The sequence below is a fragment of the Ruegeria sp. BB1 genome (genome assembly GCF_056539465.1).
Genome location: NZ_JBQFVB010000003.1, coordinates 23989 through 38860, shown reverse-complemented (window position 1 = coordinate 38860; position 14872 = coordinate 23989). Strand labels below are relative to the sequence as shown.

Annotated in this window: 17 protein-coding genes; 6 read left to right on the top strand and 11 right to left on the bottom strand. The window is 60.5% G+C overall.

All coding sequences use genetic code 11. The annotated features are described in order from the left end of the window. Positions 1 to 44 precede the first annotated feature (44 nt). The 6 genes from rpsO to rbfA all read right to left on the bottom strand — a co-directional run bounded on the left by rpsO (position 45) and on the right by rbfA (position 4202). Complete coding sequence (rpsO, locus tag ACR0AL_RS09505; RefSeq protein ID WP_008757925.1) at positions 45 to 314, bottom strand: 30S ribosomal protein S15; 270 nt, start codon at positions 312 to 314, stop codon at positions 45 to 47. Between the two features lie 144 nt (positions 315 to 458). Continuing rightward, positions 459 to 1487, bottom strand: coding sequence for a calcium-binding protein (locus ACR0AL_RS09500; RefSeq protein ID WP_480662787.1), 1029 nt, complete (start codon positions 1485 to 1487; stop codon positions 459 to 461). Positions 1488 to 1581: 94 nt separating this feature from the next. Continuing rightward, positions 1582 to 2085: a DUF1643 domain-containing protein gene (locus tag ACR0AL_RS09495; RefSeq protein WP_170360724.1), complete on the bottom strand. Its 504-nt coding sequence runs from the start codon at positions 2083 to 2085 to the stop codon at positions 1582 to 1584. Between the two features lie 21 nt (positions 2086 to 2106). Then, positions 2107 to 3012, bottom strand: coding sequence for a tRNA pseudouridine(55) synthase TruB (truB, locus tag ACR0AL_RS09490; RefSeq protein ID WP_480662785.1), 906 nt, complete (start codon positions 3010 to 3012; stop codon positions 2107 to 2109). Between the two features lie 54 nt (positions 3013 to 3066). Then, complete coding sequence (locus ACR0AL_RS09485; RefSeq protein WP_170349804.1) at positions 3067 to 3810, bottom strand: phosphodiester glycosidase family protein; 744 nt, start codon at positions 3808 to 3810, stop codon at positions 3067 to 3069. Next, positions 3807 to 4202 carry a 30S ribosome-binding factor RbfA gene (gene rbfA / locus ACR0AL_RS09480; RefSeq protein ID WP_170349805.1) on the bottom strand — a complete coding sequence of 132 codons (396 nt, stop codon included), beginning with the start codon at positions 4200 to 4202 and terminating at the stop codon, positions 3807 to 3809. The genes ACR0AL_RS09485 and rbfA overlap by 4 nt, the downstream gene beginning before the upstream one ends. Before the next feature lie 91 nt (positions 4203 to 4293). Here rbfA and dapB point away from each other — a divergent pair, with 91 nt between their 5' ends. Then, complete coding sequence (gene dapB / locus ACR0AL_RS09475) at positions 4294 to 5103, top strand: 4-hydroxy-tetrahydrodipicolinate reductase (RefSeq protein WP_170410715.1); 810 nt, start codon at positions 4294 to 4296, stop codon at positions 5101 to 5103. Between the two features lie 6 nt (positions 5104 to 5109). Here the strand turns inward: dapB and ACR0AL_RS09470 are convergent, their stop codons facing one another. From ACR0AL_RS09470 to tmpA, 4 genes are all read right to left on the bottom strand, one after another. Beyond that, positions 5110 to 5967, bottom strand: a complete 858-nt coding sequence (locus ACR0AL_RS09470) for a hypothetical protein (protein WP_170410712.1) — start codon at positions 5965 to 5967, stop codon at positions 5110 to 5112. A gap of 97 nt (positions 5968 to 6064) precedes the next feature. Further along, positions 6065 to 6733, bottom strand: a complete 669-nt coding sequence (locus ACR0AL_RS09465; RefSeq protein WP_425081378.1) for an ureidoglycolate lyase — start codon at positions 6731 to 6733, stop codon at positions 6065 to 6067. After that, a complete protein-coding gene (tmpB, locus tag ACR0AL_RS09460) occupies positions 6730 to 7320 on the bottom strand; it encodes a (R)-1-hydroxy-2-trimethylaminoethylphosphonate oxygenase (RefSeq protein WP_170349809.1) in 591 nt (196 codons plus the stop codon). Before tmpB ends, ACR0AL_RS09465 begins: the two co-directional genes overlap by 4 nt. Then, entirely contained in the window at positions 7317 to 8453 is a 1137-nt protein-coding gene (gene tmpA / locus ACR0AL_RS09455) for a 2-trimethylaminoethylphosphonate dioxygenase (RefSeq protein WP_480662782.1), read from the bottom strand. The genes tmpB and tmpA overlap by 4 nt, the downstream gene beginning before the upstream one ends. A 98-nt stretch (positions 8454 to 8551) precedes the next feature. On the opposite strand from tmpA, the gene ACR0AL_RS09450 reads away from it, so the two are divergent. Continuing rightward, positions 8552 to 9406 (top strand): LysR family transcriptional regulator, encoded by an 855-nt coding sequence (locus ACR0AL_RS09450; protein ID WP_170410700.1) that lies wholly within the window; start codon positions 8552 to 8554, stop codon positions 9404 to 9406. A 4-nt stretch (positions 9407 to 9410) separates the two neighbouring features. On the opposite strand, the gene ACR0AL_RS09445 is transcribed toward ACR0AL_RS09450, so the two are convergent. Beyond that, the gene (locus ACR0AL_RS09445) at positions 9411 to 9605 is read right to left on the bottom strand and encodes a DUF1674 domain-containing protein (protein WP_170349812.1); all 195 of its coding nucleotides are present in this window, start codon (positions 9603 to 9605) and stop codon (positions 9411 to 9413) included. An 89-nt stretch (positions 9606 to 9694) separates the two neighbouring features. Here ACR0AL_RS09445 and ACR0AL_RS09440 point away from each other — a divergent pair, with 89 nt between their 5' ends. The 4 genes from ACR0AL_RS09440 (at position 9695) to lspA (ending at position 14863) form a co-directional block, all read left to right on the top strand. Further along, positions 9695 to 10951, top strand: a complete 1257-nt coding sequence (locus tag ACR0AL_RS09440) for an RsmB/NOP family class I SAM-dependent RNA methyltransferase (protein ID WP_170349813.1) — start codon at positions 9695 to 9697, stop codon at positions 10949 to 10951. Between the two features lie 90 nt (positions 10952 to 11041). Further along, complete coding sequence (locus ACR0AL_RS09435) at positions 11042 to 12781, top strand: heparinase II/III family protein (protein WP_480662780.1); 1740 nt, start codon at positions 11042 to 11044, stop codon at positions 12779 to 12781. 22 nt (positions 12782 to 12803) lie between these two features. Further along, positions 12804 to 14393, top strand: coding sequence for a bifunctional phosphoribosylaminoimidazolecarboxamide formyltransferase/IMP cyclohydrolase (purH, locus tag ACR0AL_RS09430; RefSeq protein WP_480662778.1), 1590 nt, complete (start codon positions 12804 to 12806; stop codon positions 14391 to 14393). After that, positions 14393 to 14863 (top strand): signal peptidase II, encoded by a 471-nt coding sequence (gene lspA, locus ACR0AL_RS09425; RefSeq protein ID WP_170349816.1) that lies wholly within the window; start codon positions 14393 to 14395, stop codon positions 14861 to 14863. The genes purH and lspA overlap by 1 nt, the downstream gene beginning before the upstream one ends. Positions 14864 to 14872 lie beyond the last annotated feature (9 nt).

Sequence of the window (14872 nt, the reverse complement as noted above, 5' to 3'; positions counted from 1 at the left end):
CAAAAAGGCGGGCGTCTGAATTGTACCAGCTGTACAGTCCGATCTTAACGGCGGATGCCCAGCTTTTTGATCAGGTCCTGATAGCGTGCTTCTTCCTTGCCCTTCAGGTAGTCCAACAGCTTACGGCGCTGGGCGACCATTTTCAGCAGACCGCGACGACCGTGGTTGTCTTTCTTATGGGTCTTGAAGTGCTCGGTCAGGGTGGTGATGCGCGAGGTCAGGATGGCAACTTGGACTTCTGGCGAACCGGTGTCGCCGTCCTTGGTTGCGAATTCTTTCATAACGCGTGCTTTTTCAGCGGCAGTAATCGACATCGGGGTCTCCTTTAAAAGGTTAGAGTTGATGGCGCAGGCCGGGATGTCGTCCAGCACAGGCCCATGGAGAAGACCGCACCGATTCCGATGCGGATGCGCGCGTATAAGCGTAATTTTGGCGAATGGCAAAAGGATTCTTCGGGCTCAGCCCAATGCGACCAGCTGTGCCAGATCGATCTCAGAGATCAGCTGAATGTCGTCGGCCGTCAACCCTTCGGCCCCCAGCAGCTGCGCCACATCCTGCCCGTCGATCAGCACATGTGTGAGATTCTCGTTTTCAGCGTCAGTTTCGATCTGAATGTCGGGGTCTTCCTGACCATCCCATGATACAAACAGCTTGTCCTGACCGGGTTGGAAATCCATCACGGTCACCGCTTCATCCTCGGCTTCGGGGGTCAGGATAATCTCATCCGCGCCGTCGCCGCCGGTGACGATGTCGCCGCTATCGGCCAGAATCGTATCCTCGCCAGCGCCGCCGTTCAGGAAATCGACAGCGTCTACTTCTTCTTCGCCGTTCAATATGTCGTCGCCGTCGCCGCCAAAAAGAACATCCTCACCCGTGCCGCCGTCCAGTATGTCGTCGCCATACCCGCCGTGCAGTGCATCATCGCCTTCACCACCGTCCAACGTGTCATCGTCCTGCCCGCCATAGAGCGCATCTTCACCCTCGCCCCCCTCCAGCTGATCTGCGCCGGAATGACCATAAAGCATGTCATCGTCTTCACCCCCGGTCAGCAGGTCATCCTCATCCTCGCCATGCAGAATATCGTCGCCCGCGCCTCCTGACACGAAATCCGCCCCTTCACCGGCGAACAGCACGTCATCGCCTTCACCACCGTCGATGGTGTCATCCCCACTATATCCATTGACTTGGTCGTCCCCGTCCTGACCGGTCAGCACATCCGCCTCTTCGGTTCCGGCAATGACCAGATCGCCTTCAAATTCGGACAGGATGGTTCCGGTCGATGGTTCCTGTTCTTCCGCGGTGTCTTGGGACGTGGTCGGGTCTTCGTCGGTTTCATTGATCTCAAGGTACTGGCCGTCAGAGACCTCATCAGGCTGATCGTCAATGCTGTCATCATCTTCGGGCGTGTCTTCGGGGACAAACGCGTCGCTCATGGCAAAGGCTGCGCCACCGACAGCGGCCAGACTTAGAAATCCGATCAGAAACATGGGAACCCTCCGTAAACGTACTGCCCCGAGGGTAAATGTCTCATGCGGTCAAGCACTTGGTCAAAGCCAAGCTGATCTCGTGGTTAACCTTTTGTCACCACGGTTCGGGTTGTTGAGTATAGGCGATATAGAGCGGGTGTTTCGGGTGTCCGCCCTTGGTCAGCCCCAGGTGAAACAGTGGTTGGCCGGTGCCGCGCAGCAAGGTTTCCACCGCCGGGCCGCGATCCAGATGCGCACCATGGGTGCCCCAGGCGGCAATGACCTGATCGGCCCATTCGACGCCGTCCAGAATCGCCGCGTCATTCGCAGGCCCCACTGGATCGGTGGCGGCGCGCATCTTGCGCGGGTCGGTGTCGCGCCAGGCAAAGATGTTGGTGACCTGAAACGCCCCGAACCCCAACGCCCGCGCCCGCCGTTCACAGCGTTCGACGGTGGGGTCGTTCTGCACCTCGGTCGCGGTTGAGGGGTTCAGCATCACGAACAGCGCCTTGCATCCCTCCGGGTCCCAGATGCGGGTCAGGCTATAGCGATACTTCTCGCAATCGGAATAAATGGCGGTCGAGGGCGCATCGCCCTTGGTATGCGTTCGGGTGATCATGCCATTCGCCTAACACGCCGTTTAATCGACGAACACCCGGTTGGGATGCAATTCGCCGGATTTGTAGATACCTACAGCAACGGCCTTGCCGTCCAGCGAGGCCCAGGCCTCGTCGCCGTATTCCACGTCCGAGGCCAGCACCATACCCGGGTTGCCGTTGCGCAGGCGATTGGCCCCTTCGGGGGTACATTTCAGTTCGGGCAGATCCGACAGACCGGTTTCCAGCGGATGCAGATACTCGTCCAACGCGGTTGTCTTGGCCATTTCGTCGATCTGTTCGATGCTCAAACCGTCCTCGGCCTCAAACGGGCCGGACCAGATGCGGCGGAGGACCTTGACGTGGCCGTGGCATCCCAGTGCCGCCCCCAGATCGCGGGCGATCGAGCGGACATAACCGCCTTTGCCACAGGTCATTTCCAGTACGACGTGATCTTCATCGGGACGGTCGACGAGGACCAGTTCCTCAACCCATAGGGGGCGGGCGGTCAGTTCCACGTCCTCGCCATCGCGGGCCAGCTTATAAGCGCGCTGGCCGTCAATTTTCACTGCCGAGAACTTGGGCGGAACCTGCATGATCTCACCCAAAAAAGGGGCCAGCGCCTGTTTGATATCCTCATCCGAGGGGCGCGCATCGCTTTGTGCAATCACTTCGCCCTCGGCATCGTCGGTATTGGTGGCCTGACCCAGACGCACAGTGAATGTGTAGGCTTTCAGCGCGTCGGTGATGTAGGGAACGGTCTTGGTCGCCTCCCCCAATGCCACGGCCAGAACACCGGTCGCTTCGGGGTCCAGCGTGCCTGCATGGCCCGCTTTTTTCGCGTCCATCGCCCAGCGTACCTTGTTGACCACCGCGGTCGAGGTCATGCCCGCGGGTTTGTCCACCACCAGCCAGCCGGAAATGTCTCGACCCTTGCGTTTACGTCCCATCTTGCACCTTGCCCTTTGCTGAGGCGCGCGACCTAACGGATCACCCGGGTCCTGTCAATTTCCCGGTGTGTCTTCGACCACACCCACGATTGGCCCCAGCGAAAAGCCAACATCCGAGCGGTTGCTGGCCCGGTCGTACATGCGTGAGATATTGCCATCGAAGAACAGCGCATTCGGCGTTTCCAGCACGTTGCGGAAAAGGCTGCCGAATTCATGAAAAGTGACGTAGTCATCCGAGATTGCGAACACCGCCCGCGTGCCATCGGCGCTAGTGCCCACCCCGTTGCGCACATAGAGCGAGGTCGAGTCAGGCAGAAAGCGCGGATGCAGCTCTCCGTCGATCACCAGCATCGGGCCGGATTGGGTGGCAAACCGGCAGTCGGGGGCCTGTTCGACGAAATCCAACGTCTCGAACACATCGGCACGACCGTCGCGGATGCAGAACACGCCGTTGGGCAGCAGGCCGAAATTGCCGGGGCCGGGATTCGGGATCACGCGCATGACCTCTTCGCCCTCTTCGACATAGTGGCCGACGGGCGAGCGGTCGTCGTGATACATACCGGCGTTCATCCCAAAGGCCAGACGCTTTCCACTGGGTTCAAGCGCCTCGTTCACCGATGAGAAATGCCCCAGCAGGTCGTCATTTTCGTCGTTCAGAAACAGGCGCAGGTCTTCATTGGCGGCGTCCACCTCGCAAACAGTATACCGCTTATTCTCGTGGGTCAGCTTTTCGCAGGTGACCGCGCCGGCCTGCGCGGCCCAGAAAACCGCGCCCAACGTGACCAGTGTGCGGATCACTCGTCCAGATCGCGGCGCACCGCGTCCTGATTGAACATGCGGCGGGTGTCGTCCAGACGATCGAAAGTATCATCCAGACGGAACCGCAGATCGGGCGAAAACTTAAGGTTGAGCTTTTTGCCGATCACGCGCCGCAACTCGCCCTTGTTGCGAGCGAGCAGTTCGATCACATCTTCCTGCCCTTTGCCTCCAAGGGGCAGCACATAGGCGGTGGCGATCTTCAGATCGGGCGAGGTGCGCACCTCACCTACAGTGATCGACATGCGGTTCAGGTCGGGGTCGTGGACATCTCCGCGCGCCAGAACCTCGGACAGGGTGCGTCGGATCAGTTCGCCGACGCGCAGCTGTCGTTGGGAGGGGCCGGGGCCATCGTGAAATTTGTTCTTTGCCATATCCCCGATCTAAGCCCAAAGCAGGGCTTTGCCAAGCGGGCGCGAACGGGGTAGGAGGCTTTGAGCCGACTTTATGAAAGGGACCAGCGCAATGACCCATATTCCGGGGATCGTCATCACAGGGGCTTCGGGCCGTATGGGGCAGATGCTGATCAAGACCGTCACCGACAGCGATCAGGCGCGTTTGGTCGGTGTGGTCGAGCGTACAGGCCATGATTGGATCGGTCAGGACGTGGGCACGGCCATGGGCGGTCAAGCGCTGGGCGTCACCGTGACCGATGACCCGCTTGAGGCGTTTGCGCAGGCGCAGGCGGTGATCGATTTCACAGCACCCGAAGCGACGCTGGAATTTGCGGCGCTGGCCGCGCAGGCGCGCTGCGTGCACGTGATCGGCACCACCGGCATGTCGGATGAGCAGATCGCAGCGCTGGAGCCAGCTTCGCGCCATGCCGTTATCGTGCGGGCCGGGAACATGAGCCTTGGGGTCAATTTGCTGGTGCAACTGACCAAGAAAGTTGCCGCCGCGCTGGATGAGGATTTCGACATCGAAGTGATTGAAGGGCACCATCACCACAAGGTCGATGCGCCCTCGGGCACTGCGCTGATGCTGGGTGAGGCCGCCGCCGAAGGGCGCGGTGTCAATCTGGCCGACGTGTCCGACCGGGGCCGCGACGGGATCACTGGGGCCCGTAAACGCGGAGACATCGGATTCCACGCCATTCGCGGTGGCGACATCGTCGGCGAGCATGACGTGCTGTTCGCCGCCCCCGGAGAACGCATCGTTCTGCGCCATCTGGCCACCGACCGCGTCATCTTTGCTCGCGGTGCCCTAAAGGCAGCGCTATGGGGGCAGGGCAAGGCCCCCGGCCAGTATGACATGGTGGATGTGCTGGGGTTGTAACCCCGTTTAGCGGAATGCGGCCAGACCGGGCGGTTCTGCACCATCCTGTTCTGCCGTTGCAAAGAGCAGCCCCAATCGTTGATCCCATGTCGGGTACCGGCCGGTCCGGGCATAGGTCAGGCGCTCGGCCCCGATGGAAATGCCAAGGGGCGCGGCCTCACCTCCGATCACGATTTCGCCGATCTCGGTCCAGTTGGCGGACGGGGGATAGGCCGTGGGGGCGAGTTCATCCGTATCACCGACGCGGTAATAGACGCCCATCGTCACGATGTAGGCATCGCCAAACGGATCAGGAAAGAAAAAGCCCGAGGCATCGCGGGCGGCCAGGGCCTCAACCTCATCGCGCAGCAGCACTTTTTCGGTAAAGGGCAGGGCCATCTCGTCCAGCACCGTGCGCATATCCTCGGACTGCGGCACGCTGACAAAGGCAATGCGGGCGGGGTCAAGATCGAAGGCTTCGGTCAAAATGCGCATCATCAGACGCGTCGTGGCTTGACCGTCTGCGTCTGCGGGATGGCAGCCGACCTCATGAAATAGTGGCAACACGTCCGCACGAGATTTCTCACTGACATCGGCAACCCGAGCCAACGGTTGAATGACAAAAGCGTTCGAGGGGAGCGCGGATTGGTCAAAATCGTGCCGCAGCCCCTCGTTATAGTCATCGCGCCCGGAAGCAATGGACAGTGGCGCCGCTTCGTTGAACCCAAGCCCCAAGAATGTTTTTCTCAGATGATCGAGCGTCGTGCTGAATTCCTGTTCGAACGCCGCATTCTGGTCTTCCGCTGCTGTTGCCACGCGCGGCAACAAGGTTCCGACCGTTGCTGCGGTTCCCAGCTGGACAACTTTGCGCCTGTTCCATCCCATCGGATACCTCCCGTGCCTGTTGGACGTGGCATCAGAGTATCACAGATGTTTCGGCTAAGGGTTAAGGGTTTCTGAAGACAGGCTTCCTGAGGTGCAGTTACAGATCCTTCACCTTTTCATCACGCAGCGGGCAGGCCAGATAAACGCCGAATTCTTTGCCAATATCGGCGCTGACACGGGCGTGGACCCGGCCCTGGCGGTCGAGGAACCGTTGATTGTCTTCGACGGGGAAAATCCCCTCATGCCAGATGCCGGGGTGGATATAGAGGCCTCGCGAGCCGTCACACCAGAACGCGACCACCTTTTCGGGGGTCAAATTGTCCCCGGGCAGCGCAGCGGGAACGATGAAGGGCTTGTTGTCCAACGGCCAGAACATCTGTCCGCCGTCTGGGTGATAGTTCATATGCCACAGCAGCACCTGATCACGCGGCGCGGTTTTCTGGTCGGTCTGTGCCTGTTGCGGGTCGACGGACCAGCCCAGAACATAGTGGCCTTTTACCGCCTCGTTCTCACCATACAGCACGTCGCCCTGCCAGTCGCATTTAAACGTACCCTCAACCCAGCCACCTTCATCGCCGGTGCCTTCGTCGATGGGGCGCCAGCCCTGTTGGGGCCAGCGAGAGATTTCGATCTCGAAGCCGTCCGGGTCATCGACCAGACAGCCATAGCCCTTGACCGACGCGTCTGTGGCCCGGATCAGGGGTACCTCATGCCAGGGCAGGGACGGCTTTGAACTGGCCTCAAAGATATATTCGGGGGCGTTCATGCCGCCCCCAGATGTTTGTCGACCATGCGTTGCACCATCGGCGCGAAATGGGTGAAATCCGGCGTCTTCATATCCGCACGCTTGCCTGCCTCGTCCAGATAGCGGACCTGAATGATTTCTTTCAGGTTCGGGTTGGCCTCGAATTCCGCGACTTCCTCGGCGCTCATCGGACCACCCTGCAGCTCCAAAGTGTGAACCGAAGCTGTGGATAGGCGGTTGAAATATTCAGGCTTGGTGGCACAGAGATACCGTTTGGCCGCCACATGATAGCGGCAGCAATCGGTGATGACTGACGGGAAGAACTGTTCCAGAACTTCGGCCCCCGCATCCTCGTGGTGGCGATCCTCGGTATCGTCGGGGTGATAGGTGCCGAACTCGGATGTGAAATGGCCGATATCGTGCAGCAGCGCGCCAACGATGATTTCCTCGGACTGGCCGTTCTGTTCGGCAATTGTGGCACCTTGCAGCATGTGTTCTGCCATCGTGACCGGTTCACCCAGATATTCCTCGCCACCACGACGGTCGAAGATATCCCCGATAAAGGCCACGATGTTGTCGCGGTTGAGGGTTGAGAAATCGGGTTTCATTCCGCTGCCTCCGGTTGCGCCATGTCCATCGCTGCGAGCGTCGACAGCAATCCATCCTTGTCGGCATAGCAGCCTTGTAGCCAACGCGATCCTGCGCCGGAATAGCCCAGCCGCGCGTGTAGGACGCGGGTGTTGTCGACGATGAAACTTTCACCCGGTTCCAGCTTGAACGACACGCCCATGGCCGGATCGTCGATGATCTCGCCAAGTTGGCGATAGGCAGCATAGTAGGCTTCCATCTGATCGAATGGCACGTCAACAAACGGGGCGGAAGACCGATTGTTGAAGCGGATGCCGACTAGCTCACCGTCCGGCGACAACTCGATCATTGGGCGGCGAGACCGCAGGCAGATGCCGTCCGAACCTTTGTATTCAAATCGCGCGGGGTAGCCTGCCAGCAGGGTGAAGCCTTCGGGGTTCTGATCGCGCAGTTTTTCGGCGGCACGGAAACCATCGACTACAATGGAATCGCCACCTTCGGCACTGTTTTCCAGACAATAGAGGATTTGCAGCGTCGGCACCGGGTCACGATAGGGGTTGTCGGTATGCGCCTGAAGACCAAGGCCAGTATAGGCTAGGTTGGTCGGGTTTACCTCGGTCCGAACCTCAAAATAGGGGCCATAGTTGGTTTCGCGGACGTAGCCGAACAGATCGGCCACCTTCAGCAGTGATTCCGGCTCAGTCGGGCCGCCGGTCAGCTTGGCAAAACCGAACTTAGCCACCGCAGCCAGCCAGCCGCGCTTGGCGGCGGGATTGGCGTGGACTTCACTCCAATCAGCACTTGGCGCTTCGATGCCGCGTTCCCACGTGGTGATGCCATGTGCGACACGGCCTGTTTCTAAGGACCGGGCGCAATCATAGACGTGATCGGACAGCCAAGCGGCGGGGAAGGTCACGGTCTTGTCTTCGGGCTGGAAAGTGACCGTTAGATCGCCATTGCTGATCTCGGCGGAGCTGACTGAAATATCGACGGGAATGTCGCTGATGGTGATCAGACGCTGACCGTTTCCGGGCGCGCGTGTCTCCGGATCCAGCGCATTATCGCGCAGCCAGATCGCGTGGAAACGGGCCTGAGTTCCGGTGTCAAATTCAACAGTCACAACCGAAGTATCGTGATTGGCAGTGCGCAGCATGGGGGTCTCCTGTTCAGCGCGGGCTTTGATTGAGCAGATACGCCTCTTGTGGCATTAACACAATTAATCCTTCTTTCGGCTGAGGCTTGGAAAATCTTATGGCAAAGAAAAAAATCGGATTGCCGCCGCTGGATTGGCTGCGCGTGTTCGAGGCCGCCGGTCGGTTGGGTGGTTTTTCCGCCGCCGCCCGAGAGTTTGGGCTGACACAGGCAGCCGTCAGTCAGCGGATCGGTAACCTGGAGGCTTGGCTGGGCCGGTCCCTGTTCGTGCGCGAGGCACGAGGCGTGTCACTGACGGTTGAAGGCGAAAGCTATCTGCCGCTGGTGCAAGAGAGTTTGCAGGCGTTGGAGCGCAACACCGAAGATTTGTTCGGCAAATCCCCGCAAGAGCTGCGCGTCGCGGGCCTGTCTTCGAACATCCACGCTCTGGTTCTGCCTGGGCTTGCTCGGTTTCAGGAAACGCGACCCAATGTGCGGGTGATGACCGACTCGGTGGCGCGCCGGTCGTCCTTGGATGAGGAGCGGACCTGGTTGCAAATCCGCTATGGGCGTGGGGCCTGGCCCGGTCGGGATGCGGCCCTGATCGCCCGCGAGGTTCTGGTGCCGATGGCCGCGCCCGGTGTAAAATGGGGGGTGCCGCTGATTGAGCTGCGTGGCGAGCGCCCGGCGTGGCGGGACTGGGCGCGTAAGACGGGGCATGGCGAGATGCCGCCGTCACAGATCAGTTTCGATTCGATGGAACATGCCATTTCGGCGGCCCGGCAGGGGATTGGGGTGGTGCTGGGCTCGGTGCCTCTGGCCAGCGCGGATTTGCAGGCCGGTCGGCTGTGTCGGCTGGATCTGCCCGATTTGCAGACCAAAGACGGCTATTGGCTGACTTGGCCCGAAGAGCGGGTCAAATCGAAAAAGCAGCGTGCCCTGATTGCCGATTTTCTGCAGGCACTTCAGGGCTGATCAATCAGAAATCGACGGCGATGCCCTTTTTTTCCCAATCGCCATAGCGGGCCGGATCAGGGCCGTCGCGCCCGCCCAGTTCCTTGGGCATCTCTTTTGCTTCTGCCTCGGCCTTGCTGCGGCGTTCTTCCGCCTCGGCCAGGGCGCGCTGGGCGGCTGGGGGCAGGTCTTTGTGGTCGTCATTCGTGGTGTCGGGCATGACATCGGGTTCCTTTCCGGGCACGGGCTTGATATACGCCCCCGTCCGCCTTTGGCAATGCGGACGAGAGTCACATCAAAGGCGGTTTCATGTCCGACAACGCAACAGCGGCGCGACGCAGCGCGATCTATCTGTTGGATCAGATATTGGGTGAGGGGCGGCTGTTGTCCGAATGCCTGGCCGCAGGCGCGTTGGATCGACTGGCCCCCGAGGATCGCGCGCGGGCGCAGCGTTTGACCTTGCAAACCCTGCGCGGTTTGGAACGAGCTGACCGTCTTCTGGACAATCACCTTAACAGGACGCCTGCTCTGACCGTCAATAACGCGCTGCGCCTGGGCGCGGTTGAGCTGTGCCAGGGTGAGGCCGCGCATGGTGTCGTGAACTCGATGGTCGAAATTGTGGGGCGGTCGCGCAAACATGGCCGACTCAAGGGGTTGGTCAACGCTGTGCTGCGCAAGGTTGCCGCCGAAGGGCCGGAAGCCTGGCCCAAGATGCGGGTGCCGCGCCTGCCGGACTGGCTGCGCGAGCCGCTGATCATGGCCTGGGGCACTGATGCCGTTGCAGGCATGGAGCAGGCGCATTTCACTGGCGCACCGCTGGACCTCTCACTGAAACCGGGGGCCACTGGACCGGGTGAGGCACTACCGACCGGGTCGATGCGTATGCAGGATGCGGGGCAGGTCTCAAACCTGCCGGGGTTTGATCGGGGCGACTGGTGGGTGCAGGACGCGGCGGCGGCTTTGCCGGTGTGTGTATTGGCACCAAAGCCCGGGGAATCCGTGCTGGATCTGTGTGCTGCACCCGGCGGCAAGACGCTGCAAATGGCGGCAGCCGGGGCCAAGGTGACGGCTCTGGATATTTCGGAGCCCCGACTGGAGCGAGTACGCGAGAACCTCAAACGCACTGGCTTACAAGCGCAAGTCATCGCTGGTGACGCGTTGGAGCATCAGGGCCAGTATGACGCGATCCTGTTGGACGCACCCTGTTCGGCCACCGGAACCATTCGGCGCCACCCGGACCTGCCCTTTGCCAAGGACGGCTCGGACTTCGGCGGGTTGATTGAATTGCAGGCGCAGATGCTGGCCCATGCCTGGACCCTGCTGAAACCCGGCGGACGGTTGGTCTATTGCACCTGCTCCCTGTTGCCTGACGAAGGCGAGGTGCAGATCGAAGAGGCGCTGGAACAATATCCTGACATGAGCATCGACCGCACCGCGCTGGACGTGACCGGGGTGGATCAAAGCTGGATCACCGAAGAAGGTGGCCTGCGTCTGCGGCCCGATTATTGGGCGGATCGCGGTGGCATGGACGGGTTCTATATCGCCTGCCTGAACAAATCCGCCTGATGGCACGCTTTTCGATGACTTGACGATCACACCGGTCTATCGTTGGGTCTCAGGCGCCAGCAGAGCGTGAGAGGCAGAGTAACGAGCGTCATGTCAAACTCAGATACCATGACAAATCGGTGGACGCGGTTTCAGAACCGTCTGTATGCGCGGCTCAGTCAGCGGCGCAAGGCCGCTGCCGGCTTCGTCACCGAGCCTGAACCGCGCACCGTAGGTTCATTTGCCCGGGGGCGGCAGCTGGTCGCCGGAAATCTGCTGTTTGCCGGGTTTCTGGTCGAGGCACAGGATACCGGCTTGTGGGACGTGACCGCGCCCAGCACCGGCTTTGACAATGAGCGCCACGGTTTTGCCTGGCTGGATGATCTGGCCGCCGTCGGCGATATGCGGGCGCGGGAAAAGGCGCAGCGTTGGGTGTGGGGTTGGATCGACGCGCATGGCCGCGGGCAAGGGCCTGGCTGGGCACCCGATCTGACCGGGCGGCGGGTGATGCGCTGGATCAACCACGCCGTCTTCCTTCTGCGTGGAATGGATGACCAGCAGAGCGCTGTGTTCTTTCGCGCACTGGCGCAGCAAACCTGGTTCCTGTCCAAACGCTGGAAAGCGGCCACACCGGGCCTGCCCCGGTTCGAGGCTCTGGCCGGTCTGGTTCAGGCCGGACTGGCGCTGAAAGGGTTGGAGCAGATGGCCGATCCAGCGCTACGTGCGCTGGCAAAGGAATGCGAACGGCAGATCGACGCGCAGGGCGGTATTTCCACCCGCAACCCTGAAGAGTTGCTTGAGGTGTTTACCCTGCTGTCCTGGACCTCGGCCGCGCTGAGCGATCAGGGGCGGGGCACCCCCGGCGCGCAGGCCGATGCGATCAAACGTATGGCGCCGACCCTGCGCAGCCTGCGCCATTCAGACGGCGCATTGGCCCGCTTTCATGGCGGCGGGCGCGGGATCGAAGGGCGGCTGGATCAGGCGTTGGCTCAAAGCGGGGTTCGCCCGCAACACGCAACTGGGTTGGCGATGGGGTTTGCACGGCTTTACGCGGCCCGGACCAGCGTGATCGTCGATGCTAACGTGCCGCCCAAGGGGGCTGCATCTTATAATGCCCATGCCTCGACACTAGCGTTTGAGCTAACTTCGGGGCGGCGCCCACTGATTGTGAACTGCGGATCAGGCGAAAGTTTCGGAACGGAATGGCGGCGAGCTGGGCGCGCAACACCTTCGCATTCGACCCTGTGCCTGGATGGCTATTCTAGCGCGCGTTTGGCACCAGCGGGGAATGGAGGTGAACGAGAGGCATTGGTCGATGCACCGCAAGACGTGCCGATTGATTTCGAAGAGGCATTCGAAGGCACCCGCTTTATGGTCGGGCATGACGGCTATACCAAAGTGTTCGGTCTGACCCATGCGCGTACGTTCGAGCTGCGATTTGATGGGCGAGAACTGACGGGCGAGGATATTCTGCTGACTGCTACCGACAAGGCCAAGCGGCAGTTTGACCGGGCGCTGGACGCTTCGGGCCTGAACGGGATCGGGTTTGATATCCGGTTTCACCTGCATCCAGACGTGGATGCGGCCATTGATTTGGGCGGCGCGGCGGTGTCGATGGCGCTCAAAAGCGGTGAAATTTGGATTTTCCGCCATGATGGCGTTGGAAAATTATCTGTTGAACCAAGCGTTTACCTTGAAAAAGGCCGTTTAAAGCCACGCGCGACAAAACAGATCGTTCTATCCGGGCGCGCAATGGAGTATGCGACCCGCACCCGGTGGACGCTGAGTAAGGCTCAGGATACAGCCTATGCCGTGCGCGATCTGCACCGGGACGAGCCCGAGTTTGACTGACGCCAAAAGGACCTTTGGACCCATGACCGATCTTCACCCCGTGCGCCGCGCGTTGCTTTCCGTTTCCGACAAGACCGGGCTGATCGAGCTGGGTAAGGCGCTGGCCGAGCGCGGGGTCGAGCTCCTGTCGACCGGCGGTACAGCCAAGGCGCTGCGTGATGCAGGGCTTGAGGTGAAGGATGTCAGCGAGATCACCGGTTTCCCCGAAATGATGGATGGTCGGGTCAAGACTCTGCACCCGATGGTGCATGGCGGCCTGCTGGCGCTGCGCGACAACGACGGCCACGTGGCTGCGATGAATGAACATGGTATTAGCGCGATCGACTTGCTGGTTGTGAACCTCTATCCGTTCGAGGCGACGGTGGCCAAAGGCGCAGGTTATGACGAGTGCATCGAGAACATCGATATTGGCGGCCCTGCGATGATCCGTGCGGCCTCGAAGAACCATGCCTTTGTGAACGTAGTTGTGGATGTCGAGGATTACTCTTCGCTCCTGGATCAGTTGGAAGAGAATTACGGCAAGACATCCTACGGTTTCCGCCAGTGGCTGGCGCAAAAGGCTTACGCCCGGACCGCAGCGTACGACACCGCGGTTTCGAATTGGATGGCCGACGCACTGCAGCTTGATGCGCCCAAGCGCCGCGCCTTTGCCGGTGAACTGAAACAGACCCTGCGCTATGGTGAGAACAGTCATCAACAGGCGGCTTTCTACACTGATGGAACCAACCGTCCGGGTGTGGCGACCGCCGTTCAGCACCAGGGCAAGGAGCTGAGCTATAACAACATCAACGACACCGACGCAGCGTTTGAACTGGTGGCCGAGTTCGATCCTACAAAAGGTGCGGCATGTGCGATCATCAAACACGCCAACCCTTGCGGTGTTGCCACAGGCGCGACCTTGCTGGACGCGTATAAGTCGGCGTTCGATTGCGATCGTACTTCGGCCTTTGGTGGGATCGTGGCACTGAACCAACCGCTCGACGCGGAAACCGCACAGGAAATCACCGGGATTTTCACCGAAGTCGTGATCGCCCCCGGTGCATCGGATGAGGCCAAAGCAATCTTCGCGGCCAAGAAGAACCTGCGCCTTCTAACTACCGAAGCCCTGCCGGACGTGACCGCAGGCGGCAAGACCGTGCGTCAGGTAGCGGGTGGCCTGTTGGTGCAGGACAAGGACAATGGTTTTGTCGGCATGGACGATCTGAAGGTCGTCACCAAAAAGGCGCCGACCGAAGAGCAGATGCGCGACCTGCTGTTTGCCTGGAAAGTGGCGAAACACGTTAAATCCAACGCAATCGTTTACGTGAAGGACGGTGCGACTGTTGGCGTTGGTGCAGGCCAGATGAGCCGCTTGGACTCTGCCATGATTGCCGCCAAGAAGGCCGAACGCATGGCCGACGCGCTCGGCTTGCCGCAGCCGCTCACCATCGGCTCGGCCGTTGCGTCTGATGCATTCTTCCCCTTCCCTGACGGGCTGATGGAAGCCGCTGAGGCTGGTGCGACCTGTGTCATCCAGCCGGGCGGTTCAATGCGTGATGACGAGGTGATCGCGGCCGCGGATGAGGCCGGATTGGCCATGGTCTTCACCGGCATGCGCCACTTCCGCCACTGATGCGTTCTCGTATTCTGCTCTGGGCCGCGCTGGCCGCGTTTGCGATCGACCAGATCAGTAAGTATCTGGTCGTTCACGTGATGCGTGTGGCCGAGGGCAATATCGACGTGCTGCCGCCGCTCTTGGTGTTCAAATACGGTGAGAATCGGGGCATCAATTTCGGCCTGTTCCAAGGCGACAGCGACACCGCCCGTTGGGTGCTGATCGGCATCTCGCTGGCTGTTGCGATTGGCGTGCTGATCTGGCTGATGCGGACAACCCCGTCCAAGCTGATGTTGTTTTGCGGCGGGTTGCTGATTGGTGGCGCGCTTGGGAATGTGGTGGATCGGGTGCTGTACGGCTATGTTCTGGATTTCCTGAACATGTCCTGTTGCGGCCTCAACAATCCGTTTGTTTTCAATCTGGCCGATGTGTTCATCTTTGCGGGTGCTTTCGGACTTGTGTTGTTCGATGGCAAAAAGCCCTCGTGACGCGCCGGG

Bases quoted from the DNA above. Each gene is read 5' to 3' on its own strand.
- dapB (WP_170410715.1), top strand. From the start codon at position 4,294: ATGACCCATATTCCGGGGATCGTCATCACAGGGGCTTCGGGCCGTATG.
- tmpA (WP_480662782.1), bottom strand. From the start codon at position 8,453: ATGCTGCGCACTGCCAATCACGATACTTCGGTTGTGACTGTTGAATTT.
- purH (WP_480662778.1), top strand. From the start codon at position 12,804: ATGACCGATCTTCACCCCGTGCGCCGCGCGTTGCTTTCCGTTTCCGAC.
- lspA (WP_170349816.1), top strand. From the start codon at position 14,393: ATGCGTTCTCGTATTCTGCTCTGGGCCGCGCTGGCCGCGTTTGCGATC.
- ACR0AL_RS09445 (WP_170349812.1), bottom strand. From the start codon at position 9,605: ATGCCCGACACCACGAATGACGACCACAAAGACCTGCCCCCAGCCGCC.
- ACR0AL_RS09500 (WP_480662787.1), bottom strand. From the start codon at position 1,487: ATGTTTCTGATCGGATTTCTAAGTCTGGCCGCTGTCGGTGGCGCAGCC.
- rbfA (WP_170349805.1), bottom strand. From the start codon at position 4,202: ATGGCAAAGAACAAATTTCACGATGGCCCCGGCCCCTCCCAACGACAG.
- truB (WP_480662785.1), bottom strand. From the start codon at position 3,012: ATGGGACGTAAACGCAAGGGTCGAGACATTTCCGGCTGGCTGGTGGTG.
- ACR0AL_RS09440 (WP_170349813.1), top strand. From the start codon at position 9,695: ATGTCCGACAACGCAACAGCGGCGCGACGCAGCGCGATCTATCTGTTG.
- ACR0AL_RS09470 (WP_170410712.1), bottom strand. From the start codon at position 5,967: ATGGGATGGAACAGGCGCAAAGTTGTCCAGCTGGGAACCGCAGCAACG.
- ACR0AL_RS09435 (WP_480662780.1), top strand. From the start codon at position 11,042: ATGTCAAACTCAGATACCATGACAAATCGGTGGACGCGGTTTCAGAAC.
- rpsO (WP_008757925.1), bottom strand. From the start codon at position 314: ATGTCGATTACTGCCGCTGAAAAAGCACGCGTTATGAAAGAATTCGCA.
- ACR0AL_RS09495 (WP_170360724.1), bottom strand. From the start codon at position 2,085: ATGATCACCCGAACGCATACCAAGGGCGATGCGCCCTCGACCGCCATT.
- ACR0AL_RS09450 (WP_170410700.1), top strand. From the start codon at position 8,552: ATGGCAAAGAAAAAAATCGGATTGCCGCCGCTGGATTGGCTGCGCGTG.
- ACR0AL_RS09465 (WP_425081378.1), bottom strand. From the start codon at position 6,733: ATGAACGCCCCCGAATATATCTTTGAGGCCAGTTCAAAGCCGTCCCTG.
- tmpB (WP_170349809.1), bottom strand. From the start codon at position 7,320: ATGAAACCCGATTTCTCAACCCTCAACCGCGACAACATCGTGGCCTTT.